The organism is Exiguobacterium mexicanum (assembly GCF_005960665.1).
GTDB classification, from domain to species: domain Bacteria; phylum Bacillota; class Bacilli; order Exiguobacteriales; family Exiguobacteriaceae; genus Exiguobacterium; species Exiguobacterium mexicanum_A.
The window spans coordinates 619,837-636,530 of the sequence record NZ_CP040676.1 but is presented as its reverse complement, the minus strand read 5'-3'; the positions used below and the strand labels follow the sequence as shown (position 1 = coordinate 636,530).

Here is a 16,694-nt window from a genome sequence, read left to right as displayed (position 1 = left end):
CCCCCCTCTCTTCCATATCTTCTTCCCGTTAACGGAACCGTTCCATCATGAACGCTTCTACGTCATCGAGTGTTTCAGCGCCACGTAGCGACGGATAGGCGTCTCGACTGAAGACGAGTCCTTCGTCCGTGTTCAAGAACATGTACCGATTACCGTCCGGAAATCCGTAATCAGTCACGTCCATCACTTGAAGCGTGGCCCCGTTTTGTGACCAGATGTGTGACGCATCGTATGGAATCGGCATAAAAATCCCTTCCATGCCGAGGCGAAGTTCAGAGATGACGTCCGCATCCGACTGAAGCACTTCAGAACCGACACCTGCAACGGTGAGTACTTTCATCTCACTCCCAGGCTCAACCTCACCTCGATAGACGTCTGTCACGCCAATCGTCATGATCGACTGATATTCCGCTTGTCCGTTGAAGTCGAGCTCGATATGGTCAATCTGCTTTACGACGCCTCTCACCACGGTGGGATTCCATTTCGAGAACAGCTCGTCTTCACTCATCTCGGCAAGGTTTGCCGACGACATCCCGACATCGATCTCCCCTTCATCGATATAAGCGACCGACATATTGCTCGAGTTGTCCGACAGCGGAATCAATTCTTTGAAACCGTCCCATGTCAAGGCGAAGAGTGTGATAGCGGCTGCTGCCACAAGACCACCCATCCAACGCCAATGTCTTCTTTTCTTATCCTGGACTTCCATCGATTCCTCGACGAAACGGTCATCGACGTCCCCCATCAAACGTGTAAGCCGATCTCCATTCATAGCGCCACCCCTTCCGCTTCGAGCGCTTGCTTCAAGTCATTACGGGTCCGCAGCAGCACCATCTTGACCTTGCTCTCGCTCACCTGGCGCATCTTCGCGATGTCTTTGATTGATTGAAAGTGAAAGTAACGTCCCATGAAAATCTGCCGGGTCTCTTGCGACAAATGGGCCAAAAAGTCGTTCAACAACTCGACGACTTCTGAATCGGTCGCGACGGAGGAGGCGAGACAGTGTTCGAGCTCACTGACGATGAACGGGACTTGCCCGGCTCCGCGCTTCTTGGCGTTCGCCTTCTCATACTTATGGAGCGAGACGTTCCGGACTAGCTTTGCCAAATAGGCGGCGAGTCGTGCTGGACGTGTCGGCGGAATCGCTTGCCACGCTTTCATGTACGTGTCATTGACGCACTCGTCCGCGTCCTCTCGGCTATGCAAAATGTTATAGGAAATCGTATGACAATAGCCGCCGTACTTTTGCGCCGTCGCCTCAATCGCCCGCTCGGAACGTTGCCAATACAAATCGATAATCGCTTGATCGTCCAATCGAATCCCCCTTTCGATGTACTTACATCTTTATAGACCGGAAATGAAGTCCATCGGTCACAACTTCTGTAAAAGTTTTTTAGATCGGCTCTTCACGGCCGGGCTTCCCGTCTCGCATTGCGACTCGAGCAAGGCTTTCAGCTCGTCACGGAAGCGCGGATGCATGGCGCTCAAGTCGAAGATCGCCTGCAAGGAGTTGACGATGACGATGGCGCTAGTCTCCGTAGCAATCCAATCGGTGAGCATATGAACGACGTCGGCCGCCTCGTCTTCCGTCCACATCAGCCGTGGCATGAGTTGCGCCAAGTGCCATCTCACTTCTGGTTGAGTGGTGATATGTAGCTGCTGGAACAAGGACGCTTGATGCGCTTGAAGCAACTTTGGATGACGGCGTGTCACTTTCTCCATCGCGTCTGCGCTCCGCATCCGAACGACGGGACGGTCATCGGTCAAGCCGGTCATCAATTCGTTGAATCGGTCCGGGTCGTTCCCGACGTAGGCGACGACCTCATCGACGTGGCCGACCGAGCGCAAATCTCCGCCACTCAATACTTCTCGGATGTCCATTCTCCCACCTCTTTTCTCATTCTTAGTTTACAAAAAAAGGGACTCAGTAGACACTGAATCCCTTTGCATGCATATTAGTTATTCTCTTGCTTCAACCGGTCGATGATATTATCCGACTTCACTTTCGAGATGGCATATAGCATCGAAGAACCGACGATGAGGAAAATCACGACCGTGACGAACAAGATGTCGCCCCATGGCAATGAGAACGGTGCTTCGAACGTGTTGATTTGCGCCCGGTAAATCAGATACATGATCAGAACACTGACGGGCACCCCATACGCCAATGCTTTCAGGCCGTAAAAAATGCTCTCATAGTACACCATCTTGTTGAACCCTTTCGGTGTCATCCCGACCGACCGTAGCATCGCGAATTCGCGGCGTCGGAGTGAGACGCTCGTCGAGATTGTGTTGAAGATGTTCGCCACCGAGATGAGCGAGATCAAGACGATGAATCCATAGACGAAAATCGATAACAGCAACAACACCTGCTCTTGTTGTTCACGCTGCTCCGACACGTTGAAGATGTATTGGTCCATATTTTGTTCCGCCTCAATCACTTGTTGCGTCGCCTCAGGATTACTCGTGTTCAAGGCGATTGATGGACTTGATTGTTTCATCAATTGACCAATCGCATCCTCTTCAAACGTCCCTTCCCGAACGATCACATCAAGCCATCCAAGTGAGCTCGTCATCACACCAGTCGGGGGGACGTGGGTCATGGCGCCGATTTTGATTGTTTTGAGCGGTGCCGTCTCGTCCGTTGCGTTCTCGTCCCGGAGTTCAAGCGTATCGCCGATTTCGGTCTCAATTGTCTTCGAGTTCACAAATTTCTTCTTGTCGACGTCTTGATACGATACTTCATCAATCAAGACGGCACCCGGTATCTCTCCTTCTTCAAAATTGCTGGCGGCTGCCCCGATCTGTTTCAAGTACGCATCGAAACTTTCATTATCTAATTGATAGAGGGAGACATAATACATGAATTTCCCATCATCGAAGTTGAATGCCAAGTCTTCGTTCTCGATGACCGCGCTCGGTAACCGTGCTTCGTCGACCATCGTCTGGACGGTCGTATTCTCGAAGTACGTCCCGCTCGTCACATGGTCCAACGTCTCATAGCGACGTAAGTCATCTTTACTGAGATTCGACCCGTTCACGAGAATATCGAACTCATACGTGCCTTGTGACATCTCGAGTGACTGTTCGAGTCGATCTGTGAAGTAACTGACGACTAAAAAGAGCACGATACTGATGACGAGCGAGAACACCGTCGCTAAATACCGTTTCCGGTTGCGTTTTGTGTTTTTCAGCCCAATCTCCGCTTCCAATCCGAAGATTCGTCGCACGAGTTTCGACGTCTTCACGTTCTTCGACGTCAGTCGCACGTCCTGGGTCTGACGAATCGCGTCAATCGCAGAAATCTTCGAAGCGCGGCGTGCCGGCAGATAACACGAGATGAAAATCGTCACGCTCGAAATGAGCACCGTCAACAGGAGCGTGATTGGTGTGAAGACGACCTCAAACTTCTCCGTCACATTGAGCGCTTTCTCAGCAAAGGCGTTAATGAACAGGAACGTGACCCCGATCCCGGTCACCCCGGCAAGGATACCGAGCGGGATGCTAATCCCTCCGATAATCAGTCCTTCAAAGAAGACCGAGTTTCGTTTTTGCCGTTTCGTCGCCCCGACACTCGCGAGCATCCCGAGATAACGGGAGCGCTCAGATACGCTGATGGCGAACGCGTTATAGATGAGCGAAATCGAGCCGATGACGATGACCGTCATGATGATCCCGACGAAACCATACAACGTCTTACGCAATCCGCCGTCGTCTGTCACTCCGTAATAGCGAAGCAACGATGAGTTATAGGCGACCCCTTCAATTTTCTGTTCGTTCATCACTCGTTCCGTATCCGAGTAAATCGAGTTATCGACATCGTTCAAGGCAACGAACGTATCGACGGTCGCACCGTTCAACGCTTTGTCGTCAATGTATCCGACGACCGTATACCCTGGCGACCAAGTCGGCTCCCAGGCCGGGCGCGTCATTGTGCCGACGACGGTCAACGTCACCGTGTCCTCGACGGTCAACTGTTCTAGAATCGTCTCCCCGTCACGAATCAAGCCGTCGTTTTGCGTCAATACACGACCCGACGATTCGTCCATGCGCTCGCCGATCTCGAGCGTCAACTCGTCCCCGATGTTGTACGTGACTTGCGCATTTTGACGGATGGCCTCGGAAATGACGACTTCGCCTTCTTTGTTCGGCAAGCGTCCCTCCGTCAACTCGACGGGGAAGTTTTTCAGCCCCGACGTGTTATAGTTCCGGACGTATAAGTACGGTTTATACGCATTCTGCGAATCCGTTAATGTCGCATAGCCGTCACTCGATAGGATGACGTCCTTCGTCGATGCATCATTCCGAATCGCCTCGACCTGCTCCTCATTCGTGTTGATGTATTGGACGTGCCATTCCCCGTTATCCGCGATGTCTTGACGGATCATCAAGTCCAGGAACGATGAACCCAGTGTCGTCACGGCCGTGATCATCGCCACCGAGATGATGACCCCGATGATGGTGACGAGCGAGCGCCGCTTGTTCTCGCGCAAGTGGCGAAGCGTCATTTTATTGATGATGTTCATGAGCGGACGACCTCGTTCTTCGCAATTTTCCCATCCTCGATCGAGATGATCCGGTCGGCCTGCAAGGCGATTCGTTCGTCGTGCGTGATGATGATGAGCGTCTGATTGAACTTCTTGTTGAACAGTTTCAGGAGGCTCATAATCTCTTCACTGTTTTGACTGTCCAAGTTCCCCGTCGGCTCATCGGCCAAGATGATGGCCGGGTTGCTGATGAGCGCCCGACCGATGGAGACGCGTTGTTGCTGCCCGCCAGACAGTTGGTTCGGCAGATGCGTCAACCGGTTCGACAGTCCAAGGATGCCGATGATGCGCTCCAAATGGGCGGCGTCGACTTTTTGTTCGTCCAACAACATCGGCAACGTAATGTTCTCCTCGACCGTCAAAATCGGAATCAAGTTGTAAAACTGATAAATCAACCCGATTTGGCGACGCCGGAAGATGGCGAGCTGTGTCTCGTCCAACTTGTAAATATCCGTGTTATCGATGAACACCTGTCCACTCGTCGGCACGTCGACACCGCCGAGCAAATGTAACAACGTCGACTTTCCCGAGCCCGACGGTCCGACGATACAGACGAACTCGCCTTTTTTGACCGTGAACGACACGTCATCGAGCGCCCGCACTTCCATCTCGTCTTTCCCGTATACTTTTGATAAATTTTGCACTTCTAATATATTCATGGTTGCACCCTCCAGTACTTGATCTACTTTGAGTGTACCGAGCGAGTGTGACACGTCCGTGACTCGAAAGTGACTGTTTCGTCACTTAGACGATTGCTTTGTAGAATCGAATTTGAAACGCAGTCCCAGCTCCGCGTTCACTACGTACGGTCAGTTCACCTTGTTGGCTTGTGATGATGCTGTGGGCCATGGCGAGCCCGATGCCGACGCTGTCGTCACTCGCATTCATACCCTTATAAAAACGTTGGAAAATATACGGGATGTCTTGCTTGGGGATGCCGCTCCCCGTGTCGCGAATGACGATTTCCGTGTACAGTGTGTTCTCGCTGTAATCGATGAACAGCTCGCCTTGTTCCGGTGAATGTTCGACGCAATTCTTTAAGATGTTGATGAGCGCCTCGGTCGTCCACTTCAAGTCGCCTTCGAACATGACATCATCCTCACCCGCGATCTGAAGCCGTTGCATTTTAATATCAATCGGCACGAGCATCGGTTCCGTCACGGCTTGAACGAGTGCGGGGACGGACACCGGTTCCCGTTTGAACTGAATCGTCCCGGCATCGATTTTAGACAGCTTGAGCAGTGACGAGACGAGCCACTCCATCCGCTCGAGCTGCACCTGTACGTTATGCGTGAACTCTTGCCGCTTGTCATCTGACAGCCGTGGGTCACTGAGCAAATCCGCCATGACGGTCATCGAGGTGAGCGGGGTCTTCAGCTGATGGGAAATGTCGGAGATAGCATCCGTCAGCTTCTGCTTGTCTTCTTCGAGATGCGTCCCTTGCTCGGACAGCATCTTCGTCACTTTATAGATTTGGCTCTTCAATAGACTGAGCTCGCCTTCACGATTGTCGCGGAAATCGAGTTTATAGTTACCGTTGCTGATTTCTTGCAGGTAGCTCGACAGCTGATCGATCTCCCGATAGCGCCACGCCGTGAACCGATATGTCACGATCAAGAACGCAACCGACAAAAGGAGGACGAGAATGACGGCCTCCATCGATAGGAACAAAGCTGCGACGATAGAAGCCACCCCAATCAGCAGCAACAGACTGACTAAATAGATACGGATTTCTCGATTGCGCAACATATCAGCGTTCCACCTTATAGCCAATCCCGCGAACCGTCTTAATCAACGTCGGCCGCTGCGGGTCATCCTCGAGCTTCTCGCGTAACCGTTTGATGTAGACGGTCAACGTATTGTCATTCACGAAATCCCCGCCCATGTCCCAAATCTGGTCGAGCAGCTGGGTCCGTGATAACACTTGGCCCGTATGTTTCCCGAAGATGAGCAGTAAACGATACTCGAGCGCTGTCAACAGGATCTCGCTTCCATCTTTTTTGACTTTCGCGTCTTGCGTGTTGATTTCGACCGACCCGATTGTCAAAACGGGCGAGCTGACCTGTTTATGGTAGCGGCGCAACACCGAATGAATCCGCGAGATAAGTTCACGGACCCGGAACGGTTTCGTGATGTAATCGTCCGCTCCCATATCGAGTCCCATGACGACGTTCACTTCATCATCGAACGCCGTCAAAAAGATGACGGGCGTATCCTGTTTTTGCTTCACGAGCCGACATAAGTCATAGCCGCTCCCGTCCGGCAACGACAAGTCGAATAGACACAGGTCGATCGTATGTAACTGCTGTTCGATCAAACGTGTGGCGTCGGTCACATTATGGCACAACGTCGTCGTGAATTGTTCTTGTTCGAGCGAATATTGGAGACCGGATGCGATCGTCCGGTCGTCTTCGACGATTAAAATATGCATGGTATTCCCTCCTGACCCTTCTTCTCATAATATATCAGTCTTTTTCAAGTGAGGAGACAAAACAAAAAACCGAACGAAAGGACTCGTTCGGTCAGATTATGCTTTTGTCACCCGAAGACACTCCGGTCGTTCGAATCCGACGTCTCCTAAAAATCGCAGCGCATCAATTGTCAACTCGTCGCGCGCGATCGTCTTGACGCTTGGTTTCGTCTGTTCATCGACCCACACTTTCCAGATTTCGACCTCATCCGCGGTCTCGAGATGATCGACGATATACTTAACGAGCTGTTCGGCTCTCGCATCGGAATAGCGCCAACGCAACTCCACGACGTGCGGTTTTTCCGAGTACGCCTTAACGTTCTCCACGTCATAGTACAAGTCTCGCTTGATCTCGATCTCGTCGAGCTGCTCTTCCGACTCGACGTTCATCAATATCTTTTCGTCACGATCGAGGTCTTCGTCGTCTGTGAGCATGTCAGGCAAGATGACACCTTTTTTGATGGCCTCGTTGATGGATAAGAACTTGATGTAGGGATTTTCGACTTCTTTCAGCAGCCGGTCGCTCGTTATAAATTGGAATTCACTCATGAAAAAACCTCCTCATGTTTTAATTTATACATCACGCTCGACCAGCTGTCGTTTTTCTTTCAACTTTACTAGTTTTCGATATTGTTTCACCACGAATACAATAAACAGTACACTTACAGTGAAATTCAAAATCCATATGAACGGGACGGCATCGTTCGCTATATTAAGAAATGTCACAAATAAGTTGAGATACAGCACAAAACTATATAGTTGATAGATACGTTTTTCATGACGAATTTTCGAATCAATATCCGAATAGAGCTGGAACGGACCTTCCTCGGTTCGTCTTTTTAAGTAAATCCAACGATACGAGGTCGCCACAATCGTAATTCCCATCTCCTCTAATAACTCAAAGTAAGCATCTGACTTCGGGCTGTTAGGCAATTCTTCAAGTAACTCAATCCGATACGTGTACTCATTCGGATTCCCCCGCCTAAACTCATAACGACCTAACTTAAATTGTTCGAGAAACCATCCTTGTGCCGCCATTTTATTCAACCATTTCTCTTCTTTTTCATAATCGACATATACACGATAAACTGTTTTTGTTTTCATGATCGGTTTGCTCCAATCCACTGTTTCCCGTTTGCGACGAGCTCTTCAAGGCGAACAAGTTCGGCTTCGAGCACTGATTGTCCATCTATGGTGATGACATACTCCTTCTTTCGTCCGCTTGCTCCTTCGACCGCCTCAATCCATCCCTTTTCTACCAGGCTGCTGAGTGCCCCATACAAGGTCCCCGCCGCCAATTGAACGCGATCGTGGCTCAATTCTTGTACAAACTGCATGATGCCGTATCCGTGTCTAGGAATTTGTAGCGACAGTAAAATGTAATAAACCGCTTCCGTCAAGGCGATGCTTCCAGCTGATTGTGCCATAGTTGTCCCCTTTACTTCGTCTAACGATATATCGACTTCCGATATAATTAGTATATCCTAAAAATTGGTGGATGACTACAAGAAAAAAAGGGACCCAGTATACACTGAATCCCTTCAAAAACTTATTCAACTGTCGACGCCGCCTCGGCAAGCGCAGCTTCTTCTTTATGATAGTTCTCGACGAACGCATCAAGGTGCGCCCGCACTTCGTCTGTCGATTTCGTGTCCATGAGCTTCACACGGAGGTCGCTCGCCCCGCGGAACCCTTTCACGTAAATCTTGAAGAAGCGGTGCAAGTTCGAGATTGAACGCGGCACCTCTTCTTGGAACTTGTCTTGCAAATCGAGTTGGAGACGAAGCAAGTCGAGGTACTCTTCCATCGAGTGCTCACGCGGCTCTTTCTCGAACGCGAACGGGTTCTTGAAAATCCCGCGGCCGATCATGACGCCGTCGACGCCATATTTCTCGACGAGTTCTAATCCCATTTGACGGTCAAGGATGTCACCGTTAATCGTGATGAGCGTGTCCGGTGCAATCTCGTCACGCAGTTTGACGATATCCGGGATCATCTCCCAGTGCGCGTCGACTTTACTCATCTCATTGCGTGTGCGCAAGTGAATCGACAAGTTGGCGATGTCTTGCTTCAAAAGATGCGTCAACCAGTCACGCCACTCGTCGAGCTTCGCGAAACCGAGACGCGTCTTGACGCTGACCGGGATGCCGCCGGCTTTCGCCGCTTGAATGAGTTCGGCTGCGACGTCAGGACGGAGGATGAGGCCGCTCCCTTTCCCACGCTTGGCCACGTTCGGGACCGGGCAACCCATATTGATGTCGAGGCCTTTATAGCCCATCTCGGCCATGCCGATGCTCATCTCACGGAAGTAATCCGGGTTGTCACCCCAAATGTGGGCGACCATCGGCTGTTCGTCCTCGGTGAACGTCAAGCGTCCACGCAAGCTGCCTTTCCCTTCTGGATGGCAATAGCTGTCCGAGTTGGCGAACTCGGTGAAAAACACGTCAGGTCGGCCGGCATGGGCGACGACGTGGCGGAAGACGACATCGGTCACGTCTTCCATCGGGGCAAGTATAAAGAATGGACGCGGCAAGTCGCGCCAGAAGTTTTCTTTCATGTCAAATCATTCCCTTTCGTAGTTAATCCAATAAAATCACTTTATCTATCTTATTATGGACGCGGGAATGTATCAACTGTTTCACCCAACAGATCGGATACAATACATTTAAAGCAATTATTTTGAAGAGGACGATGGGATTCTTATTAAAATCAATGAACTGTTCAGTTCTCGGATGTTGATTTGTGATATGGATGCACAAAAGAATTAGTGAACTTTCTTGAATATCCTCTACCAGGCTACATGCTACTATTTCATTTAATTACTTAATAGATTACCTAAAATGATTTTCAGCATTCTTAACTTTTATTTATTGCTTGCCCGATTAACTGATTGAGCGTCGCTTTTTTCATCATTACGATTTTCTCTTGCATATTTAATCACATCTATTAGAAGTTCCCATAGTATTTCTTTTATATGCTCTTTATTATTTAACAAGAAGCCTTTTACAAATTTTAAAATGACTTGAAACAGATTAAACATTATTTTTTCCACCATTCTTCTTTAATCATTTCTGTCGATATCTTCTTTAGAAGTCTGTTAGTGTTATCTTTTGAAAACTCTTTTAGCAATTTAATTGCAATCTCTTCATCCGATGCTTCTTCGTTCTCCGCAATCATTTCATTTGCTGATATATTCAAAGCTTTCATGTCTATTTCCAGTTCTTTTTTTACTGTTTGAGCTAAAGTAGTACCGTCTACACGACTCATCATTTTATAATTTTGTTGAGAATTTAACATTAAATCAGAAACCTTATTATGAAAATCACTTTCTAATACTGATAATTCGTTCTTATCATTTTTATTCATTTTTTTACCTTCTTTCTCATTTCAAATATTTATTATATTATTTTTTCCTTTATTTTCATTTTTTTGATATTTCTATAATCTAGCTTGTTTTAGTACTATTTGGCGACCCCACTCACCTATAATTTTTTAGGCTTATAGATTCACTTCCTAAATAGTTCTTAGCTTGAAAGTTTTATTCCCATCGATAAAACAATTTTATTTATTATTTCATTATACTTTACAAAACCTGTATTACCATTTTTTGAATATATTTATGTTTTATTTCAAGACTTTATTTGACATTAGTACAATTAAAAATCTTCATCTTGTTCTTTTTATACTACGTTCAATCCACAAATTTTGAAATCTAATTTATCACATTGAATAAATAGTTTTTTGTCGTTTATTCTTTTTGCAATAAATCCTCTTTTTGATATATATGATTAATCACCACTTAATATTAATAAGAATCAAAAAAGCGAGAAAATCAACACCTGTTTAGGGGTCAACTTTCTCGCTTTTTAACTTACATAGTTTGTTTCTCTAACCACGCCACCGTCTCCACATGCGCCGTATGCGGGAACATGTCGACCGGTGTGACTTCGACTAATTTGTAGCCACGGTCCGCAAGATAGCGCATATCGCGCGCCTGCGTCGCGACGTTACACGACACGTAGACGATCCGCTTCGGTGCCATCTCGACCATCGTCTCGAGGAACGACTCGGCACAGCCTTTACGCGGCGGGTCGACGACGATGACGTCCGGATTGATGCCATCTTTCTTCCACTGCGGCAATACATCTTCTGCTGCGCCACACGCGTACGTCACGTTGTCGATCTCATTGACGAGCGCGTTCTGTTTCGCGTCCTCGATCGCTTCCGGTACGACTTCGACACCGTATACGTGCGCCGCCTTCCGAGCGAGGAACAGACTGATCGTCCCGATGCCGCAATAGGCGTCGACGACTTGTTCGGTCCCGGTGAGTTGTGCGTACTCGAGTGCCTTGCCGTACAGTTTTTCTGTCTGGACCGGGTTGACTTGGAAGAACGAGTGCGGGGAAATCGTGAACGTCAGTCCGCCGATTTTGTCCTCAATCGTCTCATGTCCGTAGAGCAGTTTGTTCGTCGACCCTAAGATGACGTTCGTCTTGTCCGGGTTGACGTTTTGCATGATTGACGTCACGTTCGGCAGACGTTTCAAGATGTCGGCGACAATCTCATTCACGCCTTTGATTTTCGTCGTCTTCGTGATGAGGACGATCATCAATTCACCCGAATGGTAGCCGTAACGGGCCATGACGTGGCGGATGACGCCGCGCCCGGTCTTCTCATCGTATGCCGGCACACCGTGCGCCGCGAGCACGTCACGGACGACTTGGACGGCCTCATCGTTGCGCTCGTCTTGGATGAGACATTCCTTCATCTCGACGATATCGTGCGAACGTGGACGATAGAAACCGGCGACGAGGCGACCGGCCTCGTCTTTGAACGGCACTTGTGCCTTGTTGCGGTAACGCCATGGTTCCGGCATGCCGATCGTCTCGTGGACGGGCACGTCGAACTGACCGAGTCGCTTCAACGCATCGACGACACGGTCCCGTTTTTGACGGAGCTGGCCGTCGTAACTGAAGTGTTGGAGCTGACAGCCCCCGCACTGATAGAAAATCGGGCACGGTGGCTCGACGCGGTCCGCACTCGCTTGCTTCACATCGATCAAGCGGGCGAACCCGTACTGTTTATTCGTCTTCGTCACGACGATCTCCACGGTCTCTCCCGGAAGTGCGTTCGGGACGAACAACGTGTAACCGTCGACGCGTGCCACGCCCGCGCCTTCGTGTGTGAGGTCGTGGATGTGGACGTCGAGACGGTCATTTTTTTGGACTGGTAACATGAGTCTCTCCTTTCCCGATTCAAAAAATAGTGTGTATTGGTTCATACCCGTTCCAAGCGAACGAAAAGCTCGGCGTGTGCGCCACGCCGAGCCGAATCATTCTGCTTTCTCGTTTGACACGTTGAACAGCTGTTTGATCATCTGTTCGCGTTCATACTGGGCGTTCAAGTCTTCCATCTCACGGATGCGCGCGTTCGGTGCGAGCACCGTCAAGTGACGGAACAAGTTTCGCATCTCGCCCGTGCATTCGCCGCCGTATTCACCGTCGATGTTGAGACTCATCCGTTCCGTCGTCGTCTTCATCTTGACGCGTCCCGTCTTGACGTGCTCGACGAGCGGACTCGACAAGTGCTCGCCACGGAGCAACAAACGGACGACGTGGATGAACTCGAACAAGTTACACTTGCGCAAGATGAACAAGTCGAACAGTCCGTCGTTCAGTGAGGCGTGTGGTGAAATCTTCTCGAAGCCACCGACCGAGTTCGAGTTCGACGTGAGGAAAATCATGACCTCGCCACTGAACGTGCCCTCGTCGTGCTCAAGCTCGATATACGTCGGCTTGATGAGTGGAAGTTTCTCCATCCCTTTGACGTAATAGGCGAGCTGACCGAGCGCCGTCTTCAGTTTCGACGGCACCTCGTACGACAGCTCCGTCATGATGCCGCCACCGGCGATATTGATGAAGTAGTGGATATCCCCTGTCTCCCCTTCAATCTCACCGAGGTCGACCGGCATCTCGAATCCGTCACAGATGACGTCGAGGGCACCGACGACGTTGAGCGGAATCCGCATCGCTCGGGCAAAGTCGTTCGTCGTTCCGACTGGGATGAGCCCGATTGTCGGACGCGTGTCGAGCGGGGCGAGTCCCGAGATGACCTCGTTCAGCGTCCCGTCCCCACCGGCCGCGATAATCAAGTCGAACTCGGCCTCCGCGGCTCGAACGGCTTCGAGCGTCGCGTCGCCGATTGCTTTCGTCGCGTACGTCGACGTCTCATAACCCGCATCTTCGAGGCGGTTCAAAATGTACGGGAGTTCCCGTTTGATCACTTCTTTTCCAGATGTCGGGTTATAGATGACCCGTGCGCGTTTTCGTTGCATAATGTTCTCTCCCCATGCTCAAGTCGAGCGAAAAGCGAGACACAAGTGCCTCGCCGCTTGTTTAGCGTTTGGCGATCTCTTCGTGGAACAAGCCATCGAGGAGTGCCGGGTTCGCCATCCCTTTCGTCTGCTTCATGATCTGCCCGATGATAAAGCCTTTGGCACGGTCTTTCCCGTTCTTAAAGTCTTCAATCATCTGCGGATGCGCTTCGAACAAGTCGAGGATGTAGCCGCGGAGCAAGTTCTCGTCCGAGATTTGGGCGAGACCGTTCGCTTCGACGTACGCCTTCGGCTCGGCGCCTTCTTCGATCATGGCTGTGAACACGCGTTTGGCGATCTTCGAAGAAATTGTACCTTCTCCAATCAAACGAATCAACTCCGCGAGCGAGCTCGGCGTCAATTTCATCGTCTCGATCGTATCGTCCGATTTGTTCAAGTGACCGAGCACTTCGCCCATGAGCCAGTTCGCGGCCGCTTTCGGTTCGGCACCGGCAGCAGTCGTCGCTTCGAAGAAGTCCGAGAACTCTCGCGTCGACGTGAGCGCCTTGGCGTCATACGCCGACAGCCCGTAGTTGTTCATATAACGTTCGCGACGTGCGACCGGAAGTTCCGGAAGCGTGGCGCGGATGCGTTCTTTCCATTCCTCATCGATCTCGAGACGGACGAGGTCCGGCTCTGGGAAGTAGCGGTAATCGGCCGCTCCTTCTTTGACACGCATGAGGATCGTCTTCTTCGCCGCCTCATCAAAACGGAGCGTCTCTTGACGCATGACGCCGCCCGTGATGAGGAGTTTGCGGTGACGGTCTTCCTCATACTCGAGCGCCTTCAAGACGTTCGAGAACGAGTTCAAGTTTTTAAGCTCCGTCTTCGTGCCGAACGGCTCTTGACCGAACGGACGGACCGAGATGTTACAGTCGCAACGAAGCGACCCTTCTTCCATCTTGACGTCCGAGACGCCCGCGAACGAGAGCACTTCTTTCAAGCGCTCGAGGTAAGCGACAGCATCTTTCGGTGAGCGCATGTCGGCCTCACTGACGATCTCGATGAGTGGTGACCCGGTCCGGTTGAAGTCGACGACCGAGTGTTTCTCGCCCGTGTGGTTCATCTTCCCGGCATCTTCCTCGAGATGGACGCGTTCGATGCGGAACCGCTTCATCTCACCGTCGACTTCGACGTCGACGTGACCGTTGAAACCAATCGGCTGGTCGAACTGCGAGATTTGGTACGCTTTTGGCGTATCCGGATAGAAATAGTTCTTGCGGTCGAACTTCGTGTCGGTCGCTATTTCGCAGTTGAGTGCCATCGCGGCCTTGATGGCGAGATTGACCGCCTCTTCGTTCAATTTAGGCAAGACGCCCGGGTGTCCGAGACAAATCGGACACGTCTGTGTATTCGTTTCGGCACCGTATGTGCGCGAGCAGCCACACCAAATCTTCGACTTCGTGCTCAGCTCGGCGTGCACCTCGATCCCGATGATCGTTTCAAAGTTCATCGTACGTCCTCCTTAGAGCTGTGGCATCTTGAAACCGCCGTTTGCTTGTTCAAAAGCATGGGCCACGCGGTAGAGTGTTGGTTCACTGAAATGATTCCCGATGATCTGTAAACCGACCGGGAGGCCTTCTGACAAGCCGGCCGGTACCGAGATGGCCGGGATGCCCGCCAAGTTGACCGGAATCGTCATAATATCGTTGGCATACATCGTGAGTGGGTCTTCGAGCTGGTCACCGAGTTTGAACGCGACCGTCGGCGCAGTCGGTCCGATGATTGCATCGTAGTCGGCGAATACGTTCGCAAAGTCTTGCTTCATGAGCGTGCGGACCTGTTGTGACTTTTTGTAGAACGCATCGTAATAACCCGAGCTGAGTGCATAAGTACCGAGCATGATGCGGCGTTTCACTTCTTCCCCGAAACCTTGTTCGCGCGAGTACGTGAACACTTCTTCGAGCGCATCGGCCTCGGCGCGGCGTCCGTAACGGATGCCGTCAAACCGGGCGAGGTTCGAAGACGCTTCCGATGACGCGAGCAAGTAGTATGTCGGGAGCGCATATTTCACCGTCGGGAGCGAGACCGTCTCGACCGTCGCACCGAGCGACTTAAGCGTCTCGACCGCTTCTTCAATCTGTTTGCGGACACCGTCTGACACGCCTTCGGCCATGAACTCTTTTGGAAGCGCGAGCTTCATGCCTTTGATGTCGCCGTGAAGCGATTTCGTGTAATCCGGAAGGTCGACCGTCGCTGACGTCGAGTCCATGTCGCAATGACCGGCAATCGCGTTCAACAAGTAGGCGTTATCTTCGACCGTACGTGTGAGCGGACCGATTTGGTCGAGCGACGAGGCGAATGCAACGAGGCCGTAACGTGAGACGAGACCGTACGTCGGTTTCATCCCGACGACGCCACAATAGGCCGCCGGTTGACGAATCGAGCCACCCGTATCCGAGCCGAGGCTAAACAGGACTTGGCCGGCCGCGACCGTTGCCGCTGAACCGCCTGACGAACCGCCTGGTACACGGTCTGTGTCCCACGGGTTACGGACGACTTTGAACGCCGAGTTCTCGTTCGATGAACCCATCGCGAACTCGTCCATGTTCAACTTCCCGATTGTGACGGCACCGGCGTCGTGGAGACGCTCGACGACCGTCGCGTCATGGGCCGGGACAAAGTTCTCGAGGAACTTCGAGGCACACGTCGTGCGTGTCCCTTTCGTGACGATGTTGTCTTTGACGCCGATCGGCAAACCGAAGAGCGGGTTGTCCGAGGTCTTGGCGAGCTCGTCCATCCGTTTCGCTTGTTCGAACGCGTCTTCGTTGAGCGTCAAGAAGGCACCGATTTTCTCGTCGGTCGCCTCGATGCGGTCAAATGATTCTTTGACGAGGTCGGATACCGTGACTTCGCCTTCTTTTATAAGCGTATGCAGCTTGGCTACACCGTGATCAAATAAACTCATGAAGGGCCTCCTTATTCAAAGACCGCTGGGACACGAACTTGGCCGTTTTCCCAATCAGGTGCCATCCGTTCGACTTCCTCGCGTGGAAGTGAAGGACGAACCTCGTCTTTGCGTAGTACGTTTTTCAAATCTAGGGCATGGGTCGTCGGGATGACGCCCGTCGTATCGAGTTCATCGAGTTGCTCAGCGAACTCGAGGATTTTTGTCAATTGCTCCGTGAAGTGCGTCACTTCATCTTCTGTGATCGCAAGTCGGGCGAGTCCGGCGACGTGCCGAACTTCAGCTTCTGTGATTCGAGCCAAAGGTTCCACCTCCAACAGTTTTCAATACATCGTCCATTATCATACCACTTTTTTAAAAGACAAAAAAGAAAATCCCATCTCGCCAATCTTGATG

At 51.0% G+C, this 16,694-nt stretch carries 17 protein-coding genes; all 17 read right to left on the bottom strand.

What is annotated here, in order from left to right:
• Nucleotides 1–28 precede the first annotated feature (28 nt).
• A complete protein-coding gene (locus FED52_RS03710) occupies nt 29–772 on the bottom strand; it encodes a hypothetical protein (RefSeq protein ID WP_138859005.1) in 744 nt (247 codons plus the stop codon).
• The gene (locus tag FED52_RS03705; protein ID WP_138859004.1) at nt 769–1,314 is read right to left on the bottom strand and encodes an RNA polymerase sigma factor; all 546 of its coding nucleotides are present in this window, start codon (nt 1,312–1,314) and stop codon (nt 769–771) included. Before FED52_RS03705 ends, FED52_RS03710 begins: the two co-directional genes overlap by 4 nt.
• 57 nt (nt 1,315–1,371) lie before the next feature.
• Entirely contained in the window at nt 1,372–1,881 is a 510-nt protein-coding gene (locus tag FED52_RS03700; protein ID WP_138859003.1) for a HEAT-like fold family protein, read from the bottom strand.
• 74 nt (nt 1,882–1,955) lie between these two features.
• Entirely contained in the window at nt 1,956–4,526 is a 2,571-nt protein-coding gene (locus FED52_RS03695; protein WP_138859002.1) for an ABC transporter permease, read from the bottom strand.
• Nucleotides 4,523–5,206: an ABC transporter ATP-binding protein gene (locus FED52_RS03690; protein WP_138859001.1), complete on the bottom strand. Its 684-nt coding sequence runs from the start codon at nt 5,204–5,206 to the stop codon at nt 4,523–4,525. Before FED52_RS03690 ends, FED52_RS03695 begins: the two co-directional genes overlap by 4 nt.
• Nucleotides 5,207–5,291: 85 nt before the next feature.
• On the bottom strand, nt 5,292–6,296 hold the full coding sequence (locus tag FED52_RS03685; RefSeq protein ID WP_138859000.1) for a sensor histidine kinase: 1,005 nt from the start codon (nt 6,294–6,296) through the stop codon (nt 5,292–5,294).
• A 1-nt stretch (nt 6,297) separates the two neighbouring features.
• Nucleotides 6,298–6,978: a response regulator transcription factor gene (locus FED52_RS03680; protein WP_138858999.1), complete on the bottom strand. Its 681-nt coding sequence runs from the start codon at nt 6,976–6,978 to the stop codon at nt 6,298–6,300.
• Between the two features lie 96 nt (nt 6,979–7,074).
• A complete protein-coding gene (locus FED52_RS03675) occupies nt 7,075–7,566 on the bottom strand; it encodes a hypothetical protein (protein ID WP_138858998.1) in 492 nt (163 codons plus the stop codon).
• Between the two features lie 24 nt (nt 7,567–7,590).
• Nucleotides 7,591–8,121, bottom strand: a complete 531-nt coding sequence (locus tag FED52_RS03670; protein ID WP_138858997.1) for a DUF2812 domain-containing protein — start codon at nt 8,119–8,121, stop codon at nt 7,591–7,593.
• A complete protein-coding gene (locus FED52_RS03665; protein WP_034808310.1) occupies nt 8,118–8,444 on the bottom strand; it encodes a PadR family transcriptional regulator in 327 nt (108 codons plus the stop codon). Before FED52_RS03665 ends, FED52_RS03670 begins: the two co-directional genes overlap by 4 nt.
• A 122-nt stretch (nt 8,445–8,566) precedes the next feature.
• The gene (locus FED52_RS03660; protein WP_021066497.1) at nt 8,567–9,574 is read right to left on the bottom strand and encodes a tRNA dihydrouridine synthase; all 1,008 of its coding nucleotides are present in this window, start codon (nt 9,572–9,574) and stop codon (nt 8,567–8,569) included.
• A 482-nt stretch (nt 9,575–10,056) separates the two neighbouring features.
• Nucleotides 10,057–10,383 (bottom strand): hypothetical protein, encoded by a 327-nt coding sequence (locus tag FED52_RS03655; RefSeq protein WP_138858996.1) that lies wholly within the window; start codon nt 10,381–10,383, stop codon nt 10,057–10,059.
• A 505-nt stretch (nt 10,384–10,888) separates the two neighbouring features.
• The gene (gene rlmD / locus FED52_RS03650; RefSeq protein ID WP_138858995.1) at nt 10,889–12,253 is read right to left on the bottom strand and encodes a 23S rRNA (uracil(1939)-C(5))-methyltransferase RlmD; all 1,365 of its coding nucleotides are present in this window, start codon (nt 12,251–12,253) and stop codon (nt 10,889–10,891) included.
• 96 nt (nt 12,254–12,349) lie between these two features.
• Nucleotides 12,350–13,351: a diacylglycerol kinase gene (locus FED52_RS03645; RefSeq protein WP_021066490.1), complete on the bottom strand. Its 1,002-nt coding sequence runs from the start codon at nt 13,349–13,351 to the stop codon at nt 12,350–12,352.
• 61 nt (nt 13,352–13,412) lie between these two features.
• Nucleotides 13,413–14,843, bottom strand: a complete 1,431-nt coding sequence (gene gatB / locus FED52_RS03640) for an Asp-tRNA(Asn)/Glu-tRNA(Gln) amidotransferase subunit GatB (protein WP_021066489.1) — start codon at nt 14,841–14,843, stop codon at nt 13,413–13,415.
• Nucleotides 14,844–14,855: 12 nt separating this feature from the next.
• Complete coding sequence (gene gatA / locus FED52_RS03635) at nt 14,856–16,298, bottom strand: Asp-tRNA(Asn)/Glu-tRNA(Gln) amidotransferase subunit GatA (RefSeq protein ID WP_138858994.1); 1,443 nt, start codon at nt 16,296–16,298, stop codon at nt 14,856–14,858.
• 11 nt (nt 16,299–16,309) lie between these two features.
• Nucleotides 16,310–16,600, bottom strand: coding sequence for an Asp-tRNA(Asn)/Glu-tRNA(Gln) amidotransferase subunit GatC (gatC, locus tag FED52_RS03630; RefSeq protein ID WP_021066487.1), 291 nt, complete (start codon nt 16,598–16,600; stop codon nt 16,310–16,312).
• Nucleotides 16,601–16,694: the final 94 nt, after the last annotated feature.

Excerpts from the sequence above, each read along its gene's own strand:
- FED52_RS03710 (WP_138859005.1), bottom strand. The coding sequence starts at position 772 with ATGAATGGAGATCGGCTTACACGTTTGATGGGGGACGTCGATGACCGT.
- FED52_RS03700 (WP_138859003.1), bottom strand. The coding sequence starts at position 1,881 with ATGGACATCCGAGAAGTATTGAGTGGCGGAGATTTGCGCTCGGTCGGC.
- FED52_RS03695 (WP_138859002.1), bottom strand. The coding sequence starts at position 4,526 with ATGAACATCATCAATAAAATGACGCTTCGCCACTTGCGCGAGAACAAG.
- FED52_RS03690 (WP_138859001.1), bottom strand. The coding sequence starts at position 5,206 with ATGAATATATTAGAAGTGCAAAATTTATCAAAAGTATACGGGAAAGAC.
- FED52_RS03685 (WP_138859000.1), bottom strand. The coding sequence starts at position 6,296 with ATGTTGCGCAATCGAGAAATCCGTATCTATTTAGTCAGTCTGTTGCTG.
- FED52_RS03680 (WP_138858999.1), bottom strand. The coding sequence starts at position 6,978 with ATGCATATTTTAATCGTCGAAGACGACCGGACGATCGCATCCGGTCTC.
- FED52_RS03675 (WP_138858998.1), bottom strand. The coding sequence starts at position 7,566 with ATGAGTGAATTCCAATTTATAACGAGCGACCGGCTGCTGAAAGAAGTC.
- FED52_RS03670 (WP_138858997.1), bottom strand. The coding sequence starts at position 8,121 with ATGAAAACAAAAACAGTTTATCGTGTATATGTCGATTATGAAAAAGAA.
- FED52_RS03665 (WP_034808310.1), bottom strand. The coding sequence starts at position 8,444 with ATGGCACAATCAGCTGGAAGCATCGCCTTGACGGAAGCGGTTTATTAC.
- FED52_RS03660 (WP_021066497.1), bottom strand. The coding sequence starts at position 9,574 with ATGAAAGAAAACTTCTGGCGCGACTTGCCGCGTCCATTCTTTATACTT.
- FED52_RS03655 (WP_138858996.1), bottom strand. The coding sequence starts at position 10,383 with ATGAATAAAAATGATAAGAACGAATTATCAGTATTAGAAAGTGATTTT.
- rlmD (WP_138858995.1), bottom strand. The coding sequence starts at position 12,253 with ATGTTACCAGTCCAAAAAAATGACCGTCTCGACGTCCACATCCACGAC.
- FED52_RS03645 (WP_021066490.1), bottom strand. The coding sequence starts at position 13,351 with ATGCAACGAAAACGCGCACGGGTCATCTATAACCCGACATCTGGAAAA.
- gatB (WP_021066489.1), bottom strand. The coding sequence starts at position 14,843 with ATGAACTTTGAAACGATCATCGGGATCGAGGTGCACGCCGAGCTGAGC.
- gatA (WP_138858994.1), bottom strand. The coding sequence starts at position 16,298 with ATGAGTTTATTTGATCACGGTGTAGCCAAGCTGCATACGCTTATAAAA.